This window comes from Candidatus Thalassolituus haligoni, assembly GCF_041222825.1.
Taxonomy (GTDB): Bacteria; Pseudomonadota; Gammaproteobacteria; order Pseudomonadales; family Oceanobacteraceae; genus Oceanobacter; species Oceanobacter antarcticus.
This window is the reverse complement of sequence record NZ_CP139482.1, coordinates 1,192,651-1,214,429: the sequence shown is the minus strand read 5'-3', so window position 1 is coordinate 1,214,429 and position 21,779 is coordinate 1,192,651. Positions and strand designations below refer to the sequence as shown.

Annotated in this window: 18 protein-coding genes and 1 pseudogene; 2 read left to right on the top strand and 17 right to left on the bottom strand. The window is 55.0% G+C overall.

What is annotated here, in order from left to right; all coding sequences use genetic code 11:
* Window positions 1-10 precede the first annotated feature (10 nt).
* The 3 genes from SOJ49_RS05520 to nudC are packed head-to-tail and all read right to left on the bottom strand — an operon-like array spanning window position 11 to window position 1,767.
* A complete protein-coding gene (locus tag SOJ49_RS05520) occupies window positions 11-364 on the bottom strand; it encodes a VOC family protein (RefSeq protein WP_369857234.1) in 354 nt (117 codons plus the stop codon).
* Window positions 365-382: 18 nt separating this feature from the next.
* Window positions 383-928, bottom strand: a complete 546-nt coding sequence (locus SOJ49_RS05515; RefSeq protein ID WP_369857233.1) for a sugar O-acetyltransferase — start codon at window positions 926-928, stop codon at window positions 383-385.
* Window positions 925-1,767, bottom strand: a complete 843-nt coding sequence (gene nudC / locus SOJ49_RS05510) for an NAD(+) diphosphatase (protein WP_369857232.1) — start codon at window positions 1,765-1,767, stop codon at window positions 925-927. Before nudC ends, SOJ49_RS05515 begins: the two co-directional genes overlap by 4 nt.
* Before the next feature lie 233 nt (window positions 1,768-2,000).
* Between nudC and SOJ49_RS05505 the strand changes: the two genes are divergently transcribed.
* Window positions 2,001-3,446 carry a sulfotransferase gene (locus tag SOJ49_RS05505; RefSeq protein ID WP_369857231.1) on the top strand — a complete coding sequence of 482 codons (1,446 nt, stop codon included), beginning with the start codon at window positions 2,001-2,003 and terminating at the stop codon, window positions 3,444-3,446.
* Window positions 3,447-3,511: 65 nt separating this feature from the next.
* On the opposite strand, the gene SOJ49_RS05500 is transcribed toward SOJ49_RS05505, so the two are convergent.
* The 12 genes and pseudogenes from SOJ49_RS05500 to urtA all read right to left on the bottom strand — a co-directional run bounded on the left by SOJ49_RS05500 (window position 3,512) and on the right by urtA (window position 15,678).
* Window positions 3,512-4,099, bottom strand: a complete 588-nt coding sequence (locus SOJ49_RS05500) for a HupE/UreJ family protein (RefSeq protein WP_369857230.1) — start codon at window positions 4,097-4,099, stop codon at window positions 3,512-3,514.
* 85 nt (window positions 4,100-4,184) lie between these two features.
* Window positions 4,185-4,832 (bottom strand): urease accessory protein UreG, encoded by a 648-nt coding sequence (ureG, locus tag SOJ49_RS05495; RefSeq protein ID WP_369857229.1) that lies wholly within the window; start codon window positions 4,830-4,832, stop codon window positions 4,185-4,187.
* A gap of 39 nt (window positions 4,833-4,871) precedes the next feature.
* Window positions 4,872-5,657, bottom strand: a complete 786-nt coding sequence (locus tag SOJ49_RS05490) for an urease accessory protein UreF (RefSeq protein ID WP_369857228.1) — start codon at window positions 5,655-5,657, stop codon at window positions 4,872-4,874.
* A 49-nt stretch (window positions 5,658-5,706) separates the two neighbouring features.
* A pseudogene (ureE, locus tag SOJ49_RS05485) lies at window positions 5,707-6,147 on the bottom strand (urease accessory protein UreE); the annotation flags it as partial.
* Between the two features lie 121 nt (window positions 6,148-6,268).
* The gene (ureC, locus tag SOJ49_RS05480) at window positions 6,269-8,329 is read right to left on the bottom strand and encodes an urease subunit alpha (RefSeq protein WP_369857227.1); all 2,061 of its coding nucleotides are present in this window, start codon (window positions 8,327-8,329) and stop codon (window positions 6,269-6,271) included.
* 120 nt (window positions 8,330-8,449) lie between these two features.
* Window positions 8,450-8,752 carry an urease subunit gamma gene (locus SOJ49_RS05475; protein ID WP_369857226.1) on the bottom strand — a complete coding sequence of 101 codons (303 nt, stop codon included), beginning with the start codon at window positions 8,750-8,752 and terminating at the stop codon, window positions 8,450-8,452.
* Between the two features lie 48 nt (window positions 8,753-8,800).
* Complete coding sequence (locus SOJ49_RS05470; protein ID WP_369857225.1) at window positions 8,801-9,775, bottom strand: urease accessory protein UreD; 975 nt, start codon at window positions 9,773-9,775, stop codon at window positions 8,801-8,803.
* 50 nt (window positions 9,776-9,825) lie between these two features.
* The gene (gene urtE, locus SOJ49_RS05465; protein ID WP_369857224.1) at window positions 9,826-10,548 is read right to left on the bottom strand and encodes an urea ABC transporter ATP-binding subunit UrtE; all 723 of its coding nucleotides are present in this window, start codon (window positions 10,546-10,548) and stop codon (window positions 9,826-9,828) included.
* Window positions 10,545-11,318: an urea ABC transporter ATP-binding protein UrtD gene (gene urtD, locus SOJ49_RS05460; RefSeq protein ID WP_369858036.1), complete on the bottom strand. Its 774-nt coding sequence runs from the start codon at window positions 11,316-11,318 to the stop codon at window positions 10,545-10,547. The genes urtE and urtD overlap by 4 nt, the downstream gene beginning before the upstream one ends.
* 68 nt (window positions 11,319-11,386) lie before the next feature.
* On the bottom strand, window positions 11,387-12,556 hold the full coding sequence (urtC, locus tag SOJ49_RS05455) for an urea ABC transporter permease subunit UrtC (protein WP_369857223.1): 1,170 nt from the start codon (window positions 12,554-12,556) through the stop codon (window positions 11,387-11,389).
* A complete protein-coding gene (urtB, locus tag SOJ49_RS05450; protein ID WP_369858035.1) occupies window positions 12,553-14,139 on the bottom strand; it encodes an urea ABC transporter permease subunit UrtB in 1,587 nt (528 codons plus the stop codon). The genes urtC and urtB overlap by 4 nt, the downstream gene beginning before the upstream one ends.
* Window positions 14,140-14,391: 252 nt before the next feature.
* Window positions 14,392-15,678 (bottom strand): urea ABC transporter substrate-binding protein, encoded by a 1,287-nt coding sequence (gene urtA / locus SOJ49_RS05445; protein ID WP_369857222.1) that lies wholly within the window; start codon window positions 15,676-15,678, stop codon window positions 14,392-14,394.
* A gap of 364 nt (window positions 15,679-16,042) precedes the next feature.
* Between urtA and SOJ49_RS05440 the strand changes: the two genes are divergently transcribed.
* A complete protein-coding gene (locus SOJ49_RS05440) occupies window positions 16,043-16,531 on the top strand; it encodes a transposase (protein WP_369857221.1) in 489 nt (162 codons plus the stop codon).
* A gap of 614 nt (window positions 16,532-17,145) precedes the next feature.
* Here the strand turns inward: SOJ49_RS05440 and SOJ49_RS05435 are convergent.
* Entirely contained in the window at window positions 17,146-18,081 is a 936-nt protein-coding gene (locus SOJ49_RS05435; RefSeq protein WP_369857220.1) for a response regulator, read from the bottom strand.
* Window positions 18,081-21,677, bottom strand: a complete 3,597-nt coding sequence (locus tag SOJ49_RS05430; protein ID WP_369858034.1) for an ATP-binding protein — start codon at window positions 21,675-21,677, stop codon at window positions 18,081-18,083. The genes SOJ49_RS05435 and SOJ49_RS05430 overlap by 1 nt, the downstream gene beginning before the upstream one ends.
* Window positions 21,678-21,779 lie beyond the last annotated feature (102 nt).

Below are 21,779 nucleotides of genomic sequence, written 5' to 3'. Positions count from 1 at the left end.
CCAGCGGGGGTTATTCGGCCCATACGGCGAACTCGTTGCCACTGGGTTCCCTGAAATGAAAACGACGGCCACCAGGGAACTCGAATATGGGTTTGACGATCATGCCACCAGCACCTTCAACGGCTGCCAACGTATGCTCCAGGTTGTCGCTGAAAAACACCAGCAATGCACCACCTTGCTCAGCTCGGGAAGCCAGCTCTGCGCGATAAAAACCACCATCCAGCCCGACGTTAGCAAATGCGGTGTAATCCGGGCCGTAATCGACAAATTGCCAGTCGAAGGCGGCGGTAAAAAAGTCCTTGGTCGCTTCCAGGTTACAGGCGGCCATTTCAACGTAGTTCAGTTTGCCGTGTAGGTTGCTCATTGCCTGAGTCTCCTTTGGTTATAACGTCCGGATAACCCGTGCAGGGTTTCCGGCAGCAACGGTGCCTGGAGGAATATCCCGATTGACCACACTGCCTGCGCCAATAACACAGTTATCGCCAATCGTGACACCCGCCAGCACCGAGACATTGCCGCCCAGCCAGACGTGATCGCCGATCACAATGGGCAGCCCTGATTCGGTTGTCTGGCGCTCTGTAGGGTCTAACGGGTGTATGGCAGTAGCGATCATGCATCCAGGCCCGATAATCACCTGGGCACCAATGGTCACCGGGCAAACATCCAGAATGGTGAGGTTGTGATTGGCATAGAAATGGTCGCCAATATCAATATTGACACCGTAATCACAAAAGAAATTGGGTTCAATATGGGCACTGCCACGCAGCGTCAACAAACCGCGTAACAAGGCCATACGAGCGTCCAGCTGACACGGATCCGCCTGATTAAAGGCATGACAAACCGACTTGGCTTGCAACCGTGCTGCCAACAGCTCGTTCTCCCAGGCGTTATACGGCAATCCCGCCAGCATCTTTTCACGCTCGGTCATTGGGCTTGCCGACAACGGTCAACAAAGGTCTGGATCAGTTGGCCAGAGATGGACAAGGGTGGCGGCGTTTCTGGTAGCCGGGTGTAATGAAACCACTGGGCATCAGAAATTTCATCGTCATCGATCACAATATCACCGCTGTCGTAGTGAGCGATAAACCCCACCATCAGCTGACCAGGGAAAGGCCAGCTCTGACTGCCGAAGTATTCAAGGTCGCGGATAGTAATGCCCACTTCCTCTTTCACTTCACGGTGAACGGCATCTTCAATCGACTCACCCGCCTCAATAAAACCGGCCAGGGTGCTGTAAGAATTAACTTTGTAACGGCTGTGATGGGCCAGCAAGCAGTACTCGCCACGAGTCACTATGGTGATGATGCAGGGAGCAATGCGGGGGAAATACAGCTTATTGCAGGGTTCACAAAACATCGCCCGCTCGGTTTGGTGTTGCCGGGTTGGCGCTCCACAGACACCGCAATAACGATGTTCCCGTGCCCATACGCCCAGCTGCAATGCCCGCGACAAGGCCACATATTCATCCGCCGACGCATTCGCCATCAGTGCTCTGGGAGATAACCAATGATTGGCTTCCGGTTCCACCGGCTGTGCCAGTTCAATAACAAAACAGGGGATATTACGATTGGCGATGCCAATAAAGACCGTCTCCGTCTGACTCGTCAACTCCGGCCAACGGCAGTGCACATCGGCATGGCTATGCAGCGTCAAATCCGCTGCTGTTGTCGATAACACCTGGCCCTGACTAATCACCAGATAGCGATACGGCTGATCGTGTTGCTCTGGTTGGTAGTCGCACAGTTCAAAAGTATGAATTTTGCCCATGGGAGTGCCTGTTGCCTCGGCTTGAAAGTATTAAATAGGTAACGATAACCCCGGTGGCCAAAGGCGGCAAATGCTCCGTGCGTTTCATTCAGGCATAATCCGCTAACGGATTGTTTTTACGAAAGGCGAATACTGGCGTGGTAAAAAAAACAGCAAGTGCAGGTACGAACAAAGCAAATAAAGCAGCTCTGAAACCGATCACTCTCCAGCTACCGGATCAGGACAAGCGCATCATGCCAGTACAGCAAGCCATGGTGTTGGCACAACGCTGGCTGCACAGTGGCCAGCCCTTACCGGCCATCGACGTATTGAGGCAGATTACCCAGCAAGTACCCGGTTTTGCCGATGCCTGGATGATGCTGTTTGCTGCCTTGAATCATTCTGCCGACCAGCAAGGCCTGGTACAGGATGCGCAACGTTGCCTGGCCAGCAAACCCCGGTTTATTCCCGCGCTCACCAGTTTGTCACTAGCCAAGCGGATTACCCAGCAACACAGCGACGCCTTACGACTGATAGACAAGGCCCTCAAGCTGGAACCGACACTGGCAGAATTACACAATCACCGCGGTGTCATTCTGAAAGAAATGGGCCGCAGTGACGCCGCTCTGGAAAGCTTCAAACGCTGTTTGGCCCTGCAGCCAGATAACGCGAATGCCATCTGGAACCGCTCCGACATGGTCGGTGCCTTAACAGCAGCGGAATATCAACGCTGTCAGGCGTTAGCCAGCGGCGACAAACTGAGCCCCAATCAACGGGCGATGATCTACTACTCACTGGGGCGCAGTGACGAAAGCGCCCAAGAATACGCCCGTCAGTTCGACAACATTCAGGCCGGTGCCGAACTCAAACGATCGATTGTGCCCTACCAGCACAGTGCGGAACTGAGCCAAATTGAAAAAGCGGCTGCGGCCTTCCCCACGGCGGCGTCCGCCAGCGCTGCCGACAACCTTGCAGGTAAACCAACACCCATCTTTATCTGCGGCTTACCGCGCAGTGGCACCACCCTGACCGAACAGATTCTGTCCAGCCATCCCAGCGTTGCAGGGGGCGACGAACTCAATGATTTGCCACTGGCGTGTGGCCAATGGCTGGCTCGTAAAGGCATTCGGAAAACCTTCCCAAATTGGGTTGCAGATATGCCGGAAGACGGCTGGCAAGCTATTGGTAACGCCTATCTGGACAGCACCAAGGTACTGCAAGATGGCGGCTGGTTTACCGACAAAAACCTGCAGAACTACAAAGCTATCGGAGTGATCCGCAAGGCCCTGCCCCACGCCAAAATAGTGGTGTGCCGCCGCAACCCAATGGACAATTTATGGGGCTGTTACCGCCAGTTTTTCTCCGAAGGTATGTACTTCACCTATCAGCAGGAAGAGCTGGCCGACATCTGGAATGCCAGCGAAAAACTGATTCAGCACTGGCGGAACACCGGCAGCGATATTTTTGTGATGGAGTATGAAACGCTGATTGCCGAGCCAGAGCATACCATCCGCGCCCTGCTGGACTTTGTTGGCCTGCCATGGAATGACGCGTGCCTGAACTTCCACGAAAACAAGCGCAGTGTACGAACTCTGTCTGCGACTCAGGTGCGCAAGCCGCTATCGAACAGCCGGGTAGCGCAATGGCAACGTTACGAAGAACAGTTACAGCCGATGTTAAACCGACTGGATAGACAATAAAGTCGTAACGCACCGGGTTCCCACACCAACGTATCCGTATGGGTATGAGAACACCGTCGCCAGATTCAAATAACCGCCAAGACCAGACCACCGGCGGCGATACCCGCGCCCACAATACGCGCCGTCATTGCGGCGATTGCAGGTTTACCCGCCTTGATCAGCGCGATACCCGCCAGATGCAACATCAGTGTTGCCAGCAGAAAGCCACCCATATAGCTCAGCCCACTGGCGGCAACCGGCATTTCAGCACCGTGGGCAACGCCATGAAACATCGCCATCCCGGCGGTCAGGGCGGTACAAAGCAGAATATTGAAGCGGGCGGCAAAAGCTACCAACAAGCCAGCGGCAATCACCGACGCCAGAATACCGCCTTCAACAAATGGCACGGTCACACCAAGCATCGACAGGCCAGCGCCAAACGCCATGGTCACGATAAAAGCCAGTGGCAGCTGCCAGGTGGCTTTACCCCCCATTTGTGCCGCCCAAAGACCTACCGCCACCATGGCTAACAGGTGATCCAGGCCGGTAAACGGGTGCGCTATACCCGCCATCAGGCCGGAGGTTTCATGGCCGGTGTGTGCCATGGCGACCGCTGGCACAACAGCCGCAGCGCTAATGGACACAGTGATGACGGTTTTGAAGATATGTTTCATAGCTGTTTCCTTGATGTCATTGGTTCACAAGAGTCTTTGATTGGGACGGATTCGATTCAGACGGATTCGGACAGGGTACCGTCGATCAAACCACCGCTTTGGCTGGCGGAATCGTTTTCTGCTCCAGCATGCCTTCGGTCACAATAAAATGAATGATGTCGTCCAGGCCCTGGGCTTTTTTCAGGTTGGAGAACACAAACGGCCGCTCGCCACGCATCTTTTTGGCATCCCGCGCCATCACTTCCAGCGAGGCACCCACCAGCGGAGCCAGATCGGTTTTGTTGATGATCAGCAAGTCCGACTTGGTAATACCGGGGCCACCCTTGCGTGGAATCTTGTCACCTGCCGATACGTCAATCACATACAGGGTCAGGTCTGACAGTTCCGGGCTGAAGGTGGCACTGAGGTTATCACCGCCACTTTCGACAAAGACCACGTCCAGCGCACCGTGTCGTGCCAGCAGCTGATCGATGGCAGCCAGGTTCATGGAAGCGTCTTCACGAATGGCGGTATGCGGACAGCCGCCCGTTTCCACCCCGAGAATACGATCAGCGCTGAGCGCCTCGTTTTCGGTGAGGAATTTGGCGTCTTCCTTGGTATAGATGTCGTTGGTGACGACCGCAATATCGTAGTAGTCACGCATCGCCGTGCAAAGAGAACGCAGCAAGGCGGTTTTACCCGAGCCAACCGGGCCGCCAACGCCAATGCGCAGTGTCTGTTTTGGTTTCGACATAAAAAATTCCCCTTGTCTTGGTAACACCGGCCCGTTGCTTCAGGAGCGGAACAGGCGTGAATACATATGTTCATGTTGGGAGCTGGCAATAGCCAGGGCTGGCAGGCCCGCTCCAATTTCATCGTCATCCAGAGTGTCTGCGTATTCTAACGCTCGTTGCAGAGCGGGTTGCAACTCACCGAGTAATTGTTGCGCCTGGGTTTGCCCTAGTGGCACCAGTTTAGTGGCTGCCGCTATCTGGTTTTCCAGCCAGGACCATAAAAATCCCAGCGCCGCCGAACGGTAAGGAATCCCCCACTCACCAGCCGCCAATGCAAACAGGCAGACAAAGCTGACCGGCTCGCTTTTGGCAAACGGCAGCTCAAAACCGAGGCTGGTTAACAAACGGTGTAACGCTTCTCCCATGGCGGTGTCGGTCAGCCGTAATTCACGCGTTTCTCGACAGGCCAATAGCAGATCATTCAGCCGTACCAGTTCAGCCAGATCACCACTGGCGATCGCCGCCATACACCGTCGTAACACCGGCAAATCAGTCGCTGACAGGCTCTGTTGCAACTGCTCATTCACCCACTGGCTCACCTGAGGCGCTTTGGTAATCCAGCCGGCATCAATGGCGTATTCCATACCCTGAGAGAAGGCATATCCCCCCACTGGCAAACTCACCGAGCACAGCTGCATCAAGCGGATCAGACCCATATCACTCAAAGGTGACGCAGCCGCCAGGGTGGTATCAACTACGACCGAATCAGTGGTGCTGATGGTCATGGCCATGCTCATGTTGATCGTCGTGCTTCCCGTTGTGTTGATCATCATGTGCGTGATCATGCGCCTGCTCGTGGCTGTGAGCATGACCGTGCGGACCGTGCGAATGACCATGCGAATGACCACCATTGGAATAGGCACCCGACTCCGGCACAAACACCGCTTCCGTCGGTGTGATGGTCAGTCCCAGCAACACCAGCATTTCCTCTAACACATGATCGGGAGTAATACGTAACCAGCGATCTCCCACCTGCAGTTTCACATGGCGATTGCCAAGGTGATAACAGGCACGGGCAAAGGTACGCCAGTCGTCACAAGTGGCTTCGGCAACGGCTTCTATCGCGCCGTCTACCTGTACAATTTTGCCGCACTGGGTTTTCAGAAACTCACCCACCAGCAAGGGTTTACCACGTTCCAGAAATACCCGTACTTCTTCGCCGTCCGTACTGGTCAGGCGTAAACGCCCCCGGTCACGTTGTTCATGGGTCAGGCAAACCGTGGCGTAAATCGGGCCAGCGGCATCGGTTCCCAGGCGTTCGTAAATCTCCAACATGGATTTCTCCGGATTGGCTACCACACCGGAGCGTGGGGGCCAGTATTCAAATCGTTATTCCCGTTGCTGGCCGTTCTCACGCTCCGGCGTGGGAACGGCCTGCTGAGTCAGAACAGCGCAATCAAAATAGCGTGTACAACTGCGCCAGTGGTAACTCGGTGGCTGGTTCACAGGTCAGCAGTTCTCCGTCGGCTCGCACTTCATAGGTTTGCGGATCGACGGTGATGTTGGGTTGCCAGCTGTTATGCACCATATCGCTTTTGCGAATATTGCGGGTATTTTTACAGGCCACCAGTTCACGCTTGATGCCCAGTTGTTCTTTCAGACCGCTATCCAGCGCCGCTTGCGACACCATGGTGAAGGAGGTTTTTGCCGCAGCGGAACCATGGGCACCAAACATCGGCCGGTAATGCACTGGCTGCGGAGTGGGAATGGAGGCATTCGGATCGCCCATTTGTGCGGCCGCAATCATGCCACCCTTGATGATCATCGAGGGTTTGATACCAAAAAATGCCGGTTTCCACAGTACCAGATCCGCCAGTTTGCCCGGTTCGATAGAGCCCACCTCATGAGAGATACCGTGGGTAATCGCCGGATTGATGGTGTATTTGGCAATGTAACGGCGGGCGCGGAAGTTGTCGCTGCCCAGAGCCTTGTCTTCGGGCAAGAAACCGAACTGTTGCTTCATTTTATGGGCAGTTTGCCAGGTACGCGTCACCACCTCACCCACCCGGCCCATGGCCTGAGAGTCGGACGAGATCATCGAGAAGGCACCGCGATCGTGGAATATATCTTCAGCCGCAATGGTCTCCTTGCGAATGCGGGAATCGGCAAAGGCAACATCTTCCGGGATCGAGGTATCCAGATGGTGACATACCATCAGCATGTCGAGGTGTTCATCCACCGTGTTCACCGTGTAGGGCCGGGTCGGGTTGGTGGATGACGGCAGCACATTGGGATAGGAACAGGCACGGATAATATCCGGTGCATGGCCGCCACCGGCACCTTCGGTGTGATAGGTGTGAATCACCCGATCCTTGAAGGCCCCGATGGTGTCATCAACAAAACCGGATTCATTCAGGGTGTCGGTATGAATCGCGACCTGCACATCGTATTGTTCTGCCACGCTCAGGCAACAATCGATGGCGGCGGGTGTGGTGCCCCAGTCTTCGTGCAGCTTCAGGCCACAAGCGCCGGCTTCCAGCTGTTCTGCCAGGGCGTCCGGCAGGCTGGCATTCCCCTTACCCAGAAAACCGAGATTCATCGGCATATCGTCGGTGCTCTGGATCATCTTGGCCAGATACCATGGCCCCGGCGTACAGGTGGTGGCATTGGTGCCAGTGGCCGGGCCAGTACCACCACCAATCATGGTGGTGACGCCGCTCATCAGGGCTTCTTCGATTTGTTGCGGGCAAATAAAGTGAATATGGGCATCGATGCCACCCGCCGTCAGGATCGAACCTTCACCAGCAATCACTTCCGTACCCGGGCCAACAATAATATCCACTCCGGCTTGCACATCCGGGTTACCGGCTTTGCCGACTTTTACAATACGACCGTTCTTGATGCCGACGTCACCTTTAACCACACCCCAGTGATCCAGTACCAGCGCGTTGGTGATCACCAGATCCATCGCCGGTTCACCGTCGGCTGGATTATTCAGCACCTGGCTCTGACCCATGCCATCACGGATCACCTTACCGCCGCCGAATTTCACTTCATCGCCATAGACGGTGAAGTCTTTTTCTACCTCAATCCACAGGTCGGTATCACCCAGGCGGACTTTGTCGCCAACGGTCGGCCCGAACATCTGGGCATAAGCGGTGCGATCCATCTTGACCGTGACCGTATGGTCGTCTGCACCTTCAGCGGCCGGCAGCTTGCCCATCACTTCGCCACGAAATCCGTAAATTTCGCGCTTGCCAGCAAACTCCACCAGCTCGACGTCGCGACCCTGGCCGGGTTCAAACCGCACGGCCGTTCCAGAAGCGATATTAAGATGGAAGCCCAAGGCAGCGTCGCGGTCGAAGCTGAGCGCCGGATTGGTTTCAGCAAAATGATAGTGAGAACCGACCTGAATGGGACGGTCACCGGTGTTTTCAACCCGGAGCGTCAGGGTTTTACGGCCAACGTTCAGTTCAATGTCACCGCTGACGGCTTGTATTTCACCTGGAATAAACATCTGTGTCTCCCTGTGGTGGATAGGGTTTGCTGTTTGCATTACCACGCGGAGCGTGGGAACGAGAGCAGCCTTGGCATTTTCTCTTCTGGCTTCCACGGCTCGCGTGGTATGCCCAGCGGCCTAACAAATCGGTTCGTGAACCGTCACCAGCTTGGTGCCATCCGGGAAGGTGGCTTCCACCTGCACTTCGTGAATCAGTTCTGGCACGCCGTCCATCACCTGCTCGGTGCTGAGCAGGGTTTTACCGTAGCTCATCAATTCGGCAACGGTTTTACCGTCACGGGCACCTTCGATAATTTCCATGGTGATGTAAGCCATGGCTTCGGGATAGTTGAGCTTCAGGCCGCGATTCAGTCGTCGCTCGGCCAGCAGCGCGGCAGTGAAGATCAGCAGCTTGTCTTTTTCTCTTGGCAGTAGTTCCATGCCGGACCTCTTTGATGGTGGTCTTGTTATTCAGGTTGGGACAGCCGTTCAGGTCGCCCAGATTCTCGGAGCGCAAGCCTGACGCCCAATCAGCAGCGGGCGAATTTCCTGCCAGCAGCGGGTAAACAATGCGCGAGCCTGGGCCGAACAATGACCAAGGTAACGAATGATCAGAAAATCACGATTAAGAGTAACACCTGTTAGATATGTTTTTCCAAATCCGTCCGTTTCCAGCAAGGCACGCAGCTGGCCGATCACTTCGTCACTCAGCAGCGTTTTGCTATCTGAGTCGTCATCCCTACCGTCTGGAGAGAAAGGCCCCGCCACCATCATGCCGCTAATGGGCATGGATTGCAGCCCGGTCATGGCACGGTAAATACCCTGATCGCCATGTACCAGCAATCGCTCCCGCAACGCCAGGCGGCCATGACGATAGAGATTGAGATTCTGGCTGAATGAACTGGTGGCGGTGAAGGGTTGGTTCGATGCGGGCAAGCCCAGGCAGGTCACTTCCCAGCCGATATAACGCGCCCCTTCTGCAAGGTAAACGTCGGTATCCAGCCGGGTATTGGCATCCGGGTAAATAATGCTTTCCAGCGGCAGCCATTCCAGCGTGGCCTGTGCGGCCAGCTCAAAACGGAGATTCTGTCGTTGTGGGGTTTTGTCGGCACGCGCCTTATAGGCTCGACCCGCACCGGGGGTGGTTAGCAGCGCTGCTGCAGCGTCACCCAGATTGACGGCAATGGCCAGCGTATCGCCCGACACCATACCACCCGGCGGATGCAGCAGATAAAGATGCGCCAGCTCTCGCCCTTCCGGGTAGAAAGGCTTTTGCACATACAAAGGCCCCTGGTGGACGTTGCTTTTCAACACCGAACCACGAGGGGTTCTGGTTATACCTAACGCCAGTGAGGCATTCCAGCGCGATGGCGTCACCCGTAAGGCGGGTGACGGCTCTTGTCCTGGCTCTTGTCCTGGCTCTTGTTGTGGTTCTTGTGATGGCTGTTCAACCGGCATATTCATGCCGCGTACTCCTTGATCTGACCTTCCGATAGCGGGGAAACTGCTTGCCATCATACTGCCAGATATTGCCGAATCAGTGCATCGTTCAAATTGGCCATCTTGTCACTGGCAACCACACGGCCTTTTTCCATCAAACGGAACTCCTTGCCGACCCGTCGGGCGAAGCCGAGTTTCTGTTCAACCAGAATCACCGTCAGACCTTCTTCCTCGTTCAGTTTGAGAATCACGTCGCCAATCTGCTTGACGATATTAGGCTGAATACCTTCGTTGGGTTCGTCCAGAATCAGTACATTGGGTTCGATCACCAGCGCCCGACCAATGGCCAGTTGCTGTTGCTGGCCACCGGACAAATCGCCGCCCCGACGATGCAGCATTTCTTTTAATACCGGGAACAGCTCGAATATTTTTGCCGGAATCTCGGCAGAATCATCATGACAACCAAGCATTTTCAGCCGTTGCTTGCGAATCGGCAGACCAATCCGCAAGTTCTCTTCAACCGTCAGCATCGGGAAAATGTCGCGTCCTTGAGGCACATAGCCGATACCCGCCACGGCACGGGCTTCGGCGTTCTTTTTATGCAACGGCTCGCCGTTAAGCAAAATCTCACCCGTGGAGATGGGCAACAGCCCCATCAGGCATTTCAGCAAGGTGGTTTTACCGACGCCATTACGACCCATGATGCAGGTACAGGAGCCTTTTTCGATAGTGAGGTCGAGTTCCCACAGAATCTGGGTGCCGCCATACAGCTGGTTAACCTTGTTGATGGCTATCATGCTTCTTCCCCCAGATACACTTCAATCACGTCACGGTTGTTCTGTACCTGATCCATGGTGCCTTCTGCCAGCACCGAGCCCTGGTGCAAGACGGTGACAGTACGGGCAATGCTGCGGACAAATTCCATATCGTGCTCCACCACGATGACCGTGTGCTCTCCCGCCAGCGAGGTCAGCAGCTCAGCGGTACGTTCGGTTTCCTGTGGCGTCATCCCGGCCACCGGCTCATCCACCAGCAACAACCTCGGCTGCGCCATCAATAACATACCGATTTCCAACCATTGCTTCTGCCCGTGAGACAAGGCTCCCGCCAGCATATAACGCTGGTCGGTCAGGCTGATGATTTCCAGCACTTCTTCAATACGGCCGATTTCGGTCGGGCTGAGGCGTGCAAACAGCGTCGGAATCACCCCCTTGTTGGACTTGAGCGACAATTCCAGGTTGTCGAACACACTATGGGCTTCGAATACCGTAGGCTTCTGGAATTTACGGCCAATGCCGAGTTCGGCAATTTCTGCTTCCGAGCGGTCGAGCAGATTGTAGTTACTGCCAAAATACACGGTGCCGGAATCCGGCTGGGTCTTGCCGGTAATCACATCCATCATGGTGGTTTTACCCGCACCATTAGCACCGATCAGGCAACGTAATTCGCCATCGTTCACATACAGATTGAGATTGTTGAGTGCCTTGAAGCCATCGAAGCTGAGGTTGACCCCTTCGACATACAGAATCACCTGCTGCGAGACATTGATTTCGGGCTTCTTCGGCATCAGGAATGGCCACACCTGATCTGGCCGGAACACATCGCGGGCCTGATCAGAGACTGTTTCAATCACACTCATGAGGACACCTCCCCGGTCGTAGTCGGTTTCGTCGGGGCAACCGGCCGGGTTGCAAAACGCTGTTGCAACTGGCCATAAATACCCATCAGGCCTTTGGGCAAATACAGAGTAACCAGCACAAACAGGGCACCCAGCGCGAACAGCCAGCCATCCGGCATGATCGCGGTGAAGCGGGTTTTGGCATAGTTCACCAACAGCGCGCCAATAACCGCACCAATCAAGGTGCCACGGCCACCCACCGCCACCCAGATCACCACTTCAATCGAATTGATGGGCGAGAACTCGCCCGGATTGATAATGCCCACCTGCGGTACATACAAGGCACCGGCAATGGCCGCTATCACAGCGGAATACACAAATAGCCAGACCTTGTACTGCTCGGTGCGGTAGCCGATAAAGCGGGCGCGGGCTTCGCCATCCCGAATCGCCACAATCACCTTGCCAAGCCGTGACTTCATAATCCAGTGACTGGTAATCAACGTCAGCGACAACATCAGTGCGGTGATCAAAAACAGCACCACTCGGGTGGTATCCGACTGCAAATCGAAGCCGAGAATATCCTTGAAATCGGTCAGACCATTATTGCCACCAAAACCCATTTCATTACGAAAGAACGACAGCAACAAGGCATAAGTGAGCGCCTGGGTCATGATCGACAGATACACCCCGGTTACCCGTGAGCGAAATGCCAGCCAGCCAAACACATAAGCGAGAATACCGGGTACCACCACCGCCATCAGCATGGCAAACCAGAACTGATCCATACCGAGCCAGAACCAGGGCAGTTCGTGCCAGTCGAGAAACACCATAAAATCGGGTAGCTCCGGGTTACCGTACACACCCCGGTCACCAATCTGACGCATCAGATACATCCCCATACCGTAACCACCCAGCGCAAAAAACGCACCGTGGCCAAGGCTGAGAATGCCGCAATAACCCCAGATCACATCCACCGCCAGTGCCAGCATGGCGTAACTGAGATACTTGCCCAGCAAGGTAATGGTGTAGGTACTGACATGTAATGCCGAGGTTTCCGGGATCAGCAGATTAGCGACCGATGCCAGTACCGTCACCACCAACAGCAGGATAACAAAGGGGGCAACACGGCCACCAGGCTGACCCTTGCTTTTCAGCAAGGTCTGAAATACAGCAGCAAGTGCATTCATTCTGCCGCTCTCCCTTTTTGAGGAAACAGCCCTTTCGGACGTTTCTGGATAAACAGAATGATAAATACCAGCACCAGAATACTGGCCAGCACAGCACCGGTCACCGGCTCCAGGAACTTGTTGGCAATACCGAGCGAGAAAGCCGCCACCAGCGTACCGAGCAAATTACCGACGCCGCCGAACACCACCACCATAAACGAATCGATGATATAAGCCTGGCCGAGGTTGGGGCCAACGTTGGTGAGCTGACTTAGCGCCACCCCGGCGATACCGGCGATACCGGAGCCAAGACCAAAGGTCATGGCATCCACGCGGTCAGAACGCACCCCCATGGCACGGGCCATGGAACGATTTTGCGAGACCGCCCGCACGTTCAGGCCCAGATTGGTTTTTTTCAGGATCAGTTGCAGGGCAAAAAACACCAGCAAGGCAAAGGCGAGGATGTACAGACGGTTCAGAGTCAGCGACAGTACCGGGTTGATCTCCACCGAGCCGCTCATCCACTCTGGCGAAGCTACCTGACGATTCAGCGGTGAAAACACGCTACGCACCAGCTGCTGCAGGATCAGACTGATACCAAAAGTCGCCAGCAAGGTTTCCAGCGGACGACCATGCAGGTGACGGATCACCAGTCGTTCAATCAGTACTCCCATCAACCCCGATACGATAAAGGCAGCCGGAATTGCGACCCACAATGAATAATCGATCAGATTCGGCATAATCAGCTGAACCACATAGGTGGTATAAGCCCCCAGCATGATCATTTCGCCGTGGGCCATATTGATCACCCCCATCACCCCAAACGTAATCGCCAGACCAATCGCCGCCAGCAGCAATACCGAGCCAAGGCTGAGGCCAAAAAACAACTGATCAATAAAACCGTAGAACTCGACCCGTTCCTGAATGCGGTTTAATGCCTTGGCGGCGGCCTGGCTGACCACCGCATTATAATCGCTGTGATCCGTTTCCATATTGGCAAAGCGGCGCAAGACGTTGCGGGCGTCATCTTCCAGACTGCCACCAATAGCTTCGATGGCCGCCAGCTGATCGCTTTGTTGCGTTGAAGTATCCAGCTGATACATGGCCAGGGCCAGATCCATAATATCCTGTACTGCCGACACGGTTTCTTCATCACGTGCCGACTGAATAGTAACCATGGTATCGGCATCCAGCTCCGACAGCAGGTTCTTCACCGCTTCCTCTCGTACCGCTGCGTCATTAGACGACAGGCGAATGCGGGCAATCACACCATTCAGATGATTCCGCAGGCGGTTATTAACCCGGATCTTTTTAACATCACGCGAGACCAGCCCGTTGATCAGTTCACCCGTCAACGGGTTCTGGTATTCCGTGTCGCCATTGGTCTCGAACTTGCCGACCACCTGGCGGGTATCTTTAATATAATAGAGATCCCCGGCGAGCATGATTTTAAACAGCGGTAACATGGCTTCACCGCCAGTCTCACGCAGTTGCTCCAGCACGGGAATGGCCTGGGCCAGGGATGCTTCAGTCAGTTGCTGCAGCAAGGACTCAACCGTCACTGCAGGCTCCATATTCTCTGGCTCGGCAACAGCCGCTGCCATCGTTATCTCCGCCACATCGTCGGCCGCCGCCAGCATCGCGTCGTCCAGTTCGGCACACACAGGCCCGGCCAGCACACCCAACAGGCAGCAGCAGGTAATTAACAGGTTTCTCACAATGAGGCTCCGCTTCTGATGATCAGGAAAACCAACAGACATCCTGAATACATCAAAATCAGAATGTCTGCGGGCGGAATCAGGTATTCAGATGCCCCGCCAGAAGCGGCAGGGCCTTGGGGTCAACCCGGCATCGGCTTAATACGTCTGGCCAGAGCAGGTCTTGGTTTTGGTGTTGTAGTTACCGCACTTGATTGGAGCAGTCCAGTCAGCGATCAGATCCTTGGAACCTGGCAGGAAGTCAGACCAGGCATCACCCGCGACCAGACCTTCCGTTTCCCAAACCACTTCAAACTGGCCATCGTCCTGAATTTCGCCAATCAGTACTGGCTTGCTCAGGTGATGGTTCTTGTTCATAACCGCCATACCGCCGGTCAGGTTAGGCGCTTGCTGGCCAATCATGGCTTGCTCAACCTTGTTCACGTCGGTCGTACCGGCTTTAGTAACCGCCTGAGTCCACATCTGGAAACCGATATAAGTTGCTTCCATCGGGTCGTTGGTTACGCGCTTATCGTTACCCGTGAATTTCTTCCAGCTCTTGATGAAGGCTTCGTTTTCAGGCGTATCCACGCTTTCGAAGTAGTTCCAGGCAGCCAGGTGACCGACCAGAGGCTTGGTATCGATACCGGACAATTCTTCTTCACCGACAGAGAAAGCAACCACTGGAATGTCTTCTGCAGAAATACCCTGGTTACCCAATTCCTTGTAGAACGGCACGTTGGCATCACCGTTGATGGTAGAAACAACAGCAGTCTTCTTGCCCTTGCTACCGAACTTCTTGATGTCAGAAACAATCGACTGCCAGTCAGAATGACCGAACGGCGTGTAGTTAATCATGATGTCAGATTCTTTGACGCCCTTGGCTTTCAGGTAAGCTTCCAGAATCTTGTTAGTGGTACGTGGGTAAACGTAGTCGGTACCCGCCAGAACCCAGCGTTTAACGCCCAGATCATTCATCAGATAATCAACCGCAGGAATCGCTTGCTGGTTAGGCGCAGCGCCAGTGTAAAACACGTTCTTGGAAGACTCTTCCCCTTCGTACTGAACCGGATAGAACATCAGACCGTTCAGTTCTTCAATCACCGGCAATACGGATTTACGGGAAACAGACGTCCAGCAACCAAAGATCACATCAACGTCGTCCTTGGTCAGCAGTTCACGGGTTTTCTCAGCAAACAAAGGCCAGTTAGACGCAGGGTCAACCACCACTGCTTCCAGCTTCTTGCCCAGCAGACCGCCTTTCTTGTTTTGCTCTTCCACCATCATCAGAACCGTGTCTTTCAGAGTGGTTTCTGAAATCGCCATGGTGCCAGACAACGAATGCAACACACCCACCTTGATGGTGTCAGCCGCAATCGCACTGTAACTTGCCATGGTAGCGCCAACCGCCAGAGCGACGCCGGTAACCAGCTTTTTGAATGTCATACCGAAGCTTCCTTTAATCTACTTTTATTGGCCTGGTGACGCCCGCTGACGGGCCCCCCCTCTTCTGTAATCTGCCAGTCGATTATTCGGAAAAGCCCCACTTCAAGGTATGGGGTAATTAACACACAGGTATACGTCATTTGACGTATAGCCGTAGGGATCGGCACCGTCCGTATCCATGGAGCAACATTCGCCGCCATTTCGATTTCGTAGGGCCCGCCTCCGTGCGTGGCCATTGTCGGCGTCCGTCCGTATCCACGGTGCAACATTCACCGCCATTCCATTGACAATATTGCGGCATTCCCCTTTTCAAATTTCACATCTGTGATTAAATTTGCCAAACATCTATCTAATGGAAGCGATGATGTCTGATCTGCCGTCACGTAAACGCATGCGCCTGCCACACCACGATTATTCCTCTGCTGGTGACTATTTCATCACGATTTGCAGCCAAAACCGTTTGGCGTTATTCGCCAACACCTATGGTAATTCCATCAGAATAAATCCGGCAGGTCGGATGCTTGCGGCCTGCTGGAGCAATATTCCAGAATATTTTGACGGGGTTACAAGCCAGGATTTTGTGGTTATGCCCAATCATATTCACGGCATTTTGACCCTGTCAGAGCAATGCCCGCATCAACTTTGGGATATTGTCAGACGTTATAAAACCTTCACTACCCGACAATACATCACCGGTGTCCGACATCACGGCTGGGCCACCTTCCCTGGCCGGTTATGGCAATCAAGGTTTTGGGATCACGTGATACGAGATGAAGACGATCGTTTACGTATTCGGGAATACATTCAGAACAACCCCGCCAAATGGCTTGAAGATACTCTGTATGTCCCGTAGGCCCGGCTGCGACGTTTCGGACAGCCACGGAGGGCGTCCCTACGATGGGCTGCGGTGCAACATTCATCGCCATTGCGATTCTGTAGGGCCCGCCTCCGTGCGTGGCCATTGTCGGCGTCCGTCCGTATCCACGGTGCAACATTCATCGCCATTGCGATTCTGTAGGGCCCACCTCCGTGCGTGGCCATTGTCGGCGTCCGTCCGTATCCACGGTGCAACATTCATCGCCATTGCGATTCCGTAGAGCCCGCCTCCGTGCGTGGCCATTGTCGGCGTCCGTCCGTATCCACGGTGCAACATTCATCGCCATTGCGATTCCGTACGGCCCGCCTCCGTGCGTGGCCATTGTCGGCGTCCGTCCGTATCCACGGTGCAACATTCATCGCCATTGCGATTCTGTAGGGCCCGCCTCCGTGCGTGGCCATTGTCGGCGTCCCTACGATGGGCTGCGGTGCAATTTCATCGCCAGTGCGTTCTGTAGGGCCCACCTCCGTGCGTGGCCATTGTCGGCGTCCGTCCGTATCCACGGTGCAACATTCATCGCCATTATGATTCTGTAGAGCCCGCCTCCGTGCGTGGCCGTAAGGCTTGTCCGTGTCGCGGTCGTTGTCTCGTCAGGATTCTGCAGCCAGTAACCGCAACGCGACGCCTGCGGCGGCAGTGCGGTTTTCAACGCCGAGTTTGGTGAAAATCTGTTCGAGGTGTTTATTGACGGTGCGCGGGCTCATGTTGAGGATTTCGGCGGCTTCGCGGTTGGCTTTGCCGTTGGCGATCCAGTACAACACTTCGGATTCCCGTTCGGTGAGGTTGAGGTGTTCCCGCAGCATGGTGGCACCGGTCGGACGCTGGCCGTCGACCAGCTTCAGCAGCATTTCGCCATTGCTCTGTTCGTTGATCAGTTTCACTGCCAGCGGATAGCCGAGGTCGTTCAGCCGGAGGCTGTTTCCGGATTCGGGGTGATGTTCCAGCCAGCGCGCAATCTGTGGTGCCAGCAGGGATTTCTGACTGCGGTCATCGACTCTGGCGCGCGCCAGCAAGGCGTAGGTTTGTGGTGTCGCCCAGCGTAATTCTCCTTGAGTCGATACTGTCATCAGATGCTGGCCAGTGCTGTCGAGGGCCGACTGGGCGCTACTGGTGAGCCGGGCGTTGGTCAGGTGTACCCGCATACGGGCCAGTAACTCATCGGGGTTGATCGGTTTGGTGAGGTAATCGACGCCACCGGCTTCAAGCCCACGGACGATGTCGCTGGTGTCGGTGAGACCAGTCATGAAGATCACTGGAATGGAGGCCAGTTCCGGGTCGGTTTTGAGTAAACGGCAAGCTTCAAAGCCGTCCATATTGGGCATGATGGCGTCCATCAGGATCATGTCGGGCTTCATTTTGCGGGCGATGGTCAGTGCCTGTCGACCTTCGAGGGCGACCAGTACGTCGATACCGGCCCCTTCCAGCGCATCATTAATCAGGCTGAGGGAGTCGGGAGAGTCATCCACCACCAGAACCATGTCCGACGGAATGTTCACGCCTGGTGTTGTGTTGCTGGTTGGATTCATCAGGTTGTACCTCCCCGATCGGTCTCGGCCAACGCCGTTTTCAGCAGTTCTGCCAGCTCTTGCAGCTGAAATCCGCCTGCCAATTGTTGCAAATACTCCAGCTGACGAGTGGTCATGGCTGAAGAGGTTTTCAGAATTTCCAGTGCCTGGACAACGCCCTTGCGATAGCCCATTTCGGCATACGCTTGCAGTTCCAGCAGTTGCGGATGGGGTTGTAGCACACCAAACGCGGCAGTGTTACTGATGCGTGGTGCCTGGCGTTCCGCAGTCGTGGTCGACAGCGTTGACAATGCTCCTGTCCTATCGCTGTCGGGATCCCCGCTCTGCCAGGTCCAGTGCAGTTCCAGCACGGTGCCGATGGTATTGAGCAGGCGACTGTTACTCACAGGCTTGACCAGGTAATCGTTATAGATAGCCCGGTCGAATTCGCTGCGATCCCCTTCCTGGGCATCGGCGGAGAGCATGACGATCGGTACGGATATGCCTCGGGTACGCAACCGGTGGGCGACTTCAAGGCCAGTAATACCCGGCATGGACACATCCATCAGGAACAGATCCGGTACCCGCTCACCAGCCTGTTCCAGTTCGTCCATCATGGTCAGGCAGTGCTCGCCATCGTGGGCTTCCAGCGTTAAGAATCCGAGCGGCACCAGCAAATCAGCCAACAAACCCCGTAGTACTGGATCGTCATCCACCAGAAACACCGTGCGCTGAAAACCTTCGTAACCAATGATACGTTTGTTCTCCAGCAACTCCGCGTGCTGACGTTGTTGGTCGGACTGAAGATTAACCCAGGGCAGCATCAGCGCGATAGTAAAGCAGCTGCCCTGACCCGGCGTACTGTCTACCTTGAGGTCCCCTCCCATGATCTCAGTGAGCAGTTTGACGATGGTCAGCCCCAACCCGGTGCCGGGCAAATTGGCTGTGGCGCGATTCCGTACCCGTTCAAAGGGATCAAAAATACGTTTGAGGGATTCAGCATCGATCCCAGGTCCGGTATCACGAATGCGAAATTCCGCCACCTGATTGCGATAGCGAATATCAAAGTCGACCTGGCCGCTGACGGTATATTTGACGGCGTTGGATAACAGATTGATCAGAATCTGCCGCAGACGTTTTTCATCCGTCATGGTCCATTGTGGCAAGGTGCCCTGCACACTGGAGTGAAAACGAACCCCCTTCTGCTCGGCCTGCATGGCAAACATGGCATTCAGCTGCGCTATCAACACCGGCAGCTCCACCCGCGAGCGATACAGATCCAGCTTGCCTGCTTCAATGCGGGAAATATCCAGCAAGCCGTCAATCAGGTCAGTGAGGTACTGGCCACTACGCTGGATAATCGCCAGGCCATTCTTGTGGCCAGCAGGGGTATCGCCCTTGTTGGCCAGCAGTTGGGCATAGCCAATCACCGATTGCAGTGGCGTGCGTAATTCATGGCTGATACCGGTCAGATAGCGGCTTTTGGCGGCATTAGCCGACTCCGCCAGCTCCTTCGCCTGCTGCAAAGCCTGGTCGGTTTCCTGGTGCGCTTCAATCTCGGCGGTGAGTTTGCGAGTCTGGCGGTTGGATTCCTTTTGCGCCACCAGCCGACTTTCATGGGCCAATAAAAACAGCCAGGCGAGTACCCCGGAGGCAATCATCAGGGTAAAAAACAGTGTCCACATGGTTTGTTGCAACAGCTCAGTCTCTGTCGCCGTTACTGGTGCCATCTGTCGATACACCACCGCCAGCAGCACCGCAATCAGCAGATTCACAATCAATAACAGACTGACAAAGTGACCCAGCCGGGAATTCACCACCCGTACGATGCGGGGCGGCACAAACTTGGAAAGGAAATAGGCCAGCTGGCGGGAGACATGAGCGTGCGGCTTGCAGCTGTCCATACAACGCACATCCAGCGTGCAGCAGAGCGAACAGATAGGCAAATCGTAGGCCGGACAAAAACTCATATCTTCCTGCTCAAAATGGTTTTCGCAAACACCACACTGAATGGTTTGCACATGGCGATGGCGCACGTCCTCCGGCAAGCGCGACAAATCGGTCGGCGCAATATCGGTCACCAACAGATCCAGCTCCGGAGAGGTACGGGCAATGTAGTAACGACCACCGGTGAACCAGGCAATCAGTGGCACCATAACAAAGCAGATCCCCAAGCTGACAAAGTGACTCAGTGTGGCCGTGACTTCACCAAACATGCCCAGATAACTGAGCACACCACCCGTGGTTGCCAGCAACATGGAGCCAGTACCCACCGGGTTGATGTCGTACAAATGGGCGCGTTTGAACTCTACGATATCCGGACTCAGGCCCAGCGGCTTGTTGATCAGCAAATCCGCCGCCAACGATCCCAGCCAGCTGACAGCCACAATCGCGAACACCCCCAGCACTGCTTCCAACGCCTGATAGATACCCAGCTCCATCAACAGCAGCGCAATCGTGACGTTAAATACCAGCCACACCACCCGGCCGGGGTGAGAGTGAGTCAGCCGCGAGAAAAAATTCGACCAGGCGATCGATCCGGCATACGCATTGGTGACGTTTATTTTCATCTGCGACACAATCACCATGGTTGCCGCCAGCAACAACGCCAGCCCGTCGGAATGGGTCAGATAAAAAAACACCCGCTGATACATATGGGTCGGGTCGGTCGCCAATTCGTAGGCAACCCCCTGGGTAATGGCCAGATAAGCCAGAAACGACCCCAGCAACATCTTGATAATGCCGATAAACACCCAACCCGGCCCCGCCAGAATCAGCCAGAACCACCAGCGGCGAGCATTTTGTGGGGTTTTGGGCGGCATAAACCGCAGGTAATCCACCTGTTCGCCAATCTGTGGTACCAGCGCAAAAAACACCGATGCAGCAGCACCAAACAACAAAATATTAAAACTGCCTGCTCCTCCACCCGGAACGGCAGCGTCGTTGCCCGATCCAGGTACAGCAACGTCTGGTAACTGATCGACCGCCAGACCGTGAAACTGCGTCCAGGCCGCGAGTTGGCCAGATTCATTCACAATCACCACGGCCAACGCCAGGCACTGCAACAACACCCAGATAAACTGCGTGCCCGCCTGAAAACGACTGATCGCAGAAATACCGTGCATCACAATTGGAATTACCGCCGCTGCACATAAAAAATAGCCGATCGCCAGCGGCACCCCGAGTAACGCCTGCAAGGCGCTGGCGAGAATCACTGCTTCAATCGCAAAAAAGATAAAAGTGAACGAGGCATAAATCAGCGACGTCACCGTCGAGCCCAGATAACCAAATCCGGCACCGCGTGTCAGCAAGTCGATATCCAGACCGTGCTTGGCGGCATAATAGGTAATCGGTACGCCGGTGATAAAAAACAGCAGACACACCACCAGCATGGCATACACGGTATTGGTAAAGCCGTAGTTCAGCGTCACCGCCGCCGCCAGCCCTTCCAGTGCCAGAAATGCCGTTGCTCCCAACGCCGTTTGTGCCACCCGTTCGATCGACATACGCCGACCGCTGCGAGCGGTAAAGCGCAGGGCAAAGTCTTCCAGCGTCTGATCCGCCACCCAGCGATTATAATGGCGGCGAACTTTGAAAATCTTTTGCGAGGCAGGCATAAGTAAGCAGTCGATATACAAACGGTCAGCGCGCAGCATACCCAAACCGCCGCCAGAAGACTGCAATTGCGCACCGCCACCACCGCATACAACCGACGCACT

Excerpts from the sequence above, each read along its gene's own strand:
- SOJ49_RS05470 (WP_369857225.1), bottom strand. The coding sequence starts at position 9,775 with ATGAATATGCCGGTTGAACAGCCATCACAAGAACCACAACAAGAGCCA.
- SOJ49_RS05430 (WP_369858034.1), bottom strand. The coding sequence starts at position 21,677 with ATGCCTGCCTCGCAAAAGATTTTCAAAGTTCGCCGCCATTATAATCGC.
- ureC (WP_369857227.1), bottom strand. The coding sequence starts at position 8,329 with ATGTTTATTCCAGGTGAAATACAAGCCGTCAGCGGTGACATTGAACTG.
- urtA (WP_369857222.1), bottom strand. The coding sequence starts at position 15,678 with ATGACATTCAAAAAGCTGGTTACCGGCGTCGCTCTGGCGGTTGGCGCT.
- SOJ49_RS05500 (WP_369857230.1), bottom strand. The coding sequence starts at position 4,099 with ATGAAACATATCTTCAAAACCGTCATCACTGTGTCCATTAGCGCTGCG.
- SOJ49_RS05520 (WP_369857234.1), bottom strand. The coding sequence starts at position 364 with ATGAGCAACCTACACGGCAAACTGAACTACGTTGAAATGGCCGCCTGT.
- urtC (WP_369857223.1), bottom strand. The coding sequence starts at position 12,556 with ATGAATGCACTTGCTGCTGTATTTCAGACCTTGCTGAAAAGCAAGGGT.
- SOJ49_RS05515 (WP_369857233.1), bottom strand. The coding sequence starts at position 928 with ATGACCGAGCGTGAAAAGATGCTGGCGGGATTGCCGTATAACGCCTGG.
- SOJ49_RS05475 (WP_369857226.1), bottom strand. The coding sequence starts at position 8,752 with ATGGAACTACTGCCAAGAGAAAAAGACAAGCTGCTGATCTTCACTGCC.
- urtD (WP_369858036.1), bottom strand. The coding sequence starts at position 11,318 with ATGCCGAAGAAGCCCGAAATCAATGTCTCGCAGCAGGTGATTCTGTAT.
- SOJ49_RS05505 (WP_369857231.1), top strand. The coding sequence starts at position 2,001 with ATGCCAGTACAGCAAGCCATGGTGTTGGCACAACGCTGGCTGCACAGT.
- urtE (WP_369857224.1), bottom strand. The coding sequence starts at position 10,548 with ATGATAGCCATCAACAAGGTTAACCAGCTGTATGGCGGCACCCAGATT.
- SOJ49_RS05440 (WP_369857221.1), top strand. The coding sequence starts at position 16,043 with ATGTCTGATCTGCCGTCACGTAAACGCATGCGCCTGCCACACCACGAT.
- urtB (WP_369858035.1), bottom strand. The coding sequence starts at position 14,139 with ATGGCAGCGGCTGTTGCCGAGCCAGAGAATATGGAGCCTGCAGTGACG.
- SOJ49_RS05435 (WP_369857220.1), bottom strand. The coding sequence starts at position 18,081 with ATGAATCCAACCAGCAACACAACACCAGGCGTGAACATTCCGTCGGAC.
- nudC (WP_369857232.1), bottom strand. The coding sequence starts at position 1,767 with ATGGGCAAAATTCATACTTTTGAACTGTGCGACTACCAACCAGAGCAA.
- SOJ49_RS05490 (WP_369857228.1), bottom strand. The coding sequence starts at position 5,657 with ATGATCACGCACATGATGATCAACACAACGGGAAGCACGACGATCAAC.
- ureG (WP_369857229.1), bottom strand. The coding sequence starts at position 4,832 with ATGTCGAAACCAAAACAGACACTGCGCATTGGCGTTGGCGGCCCGGTT.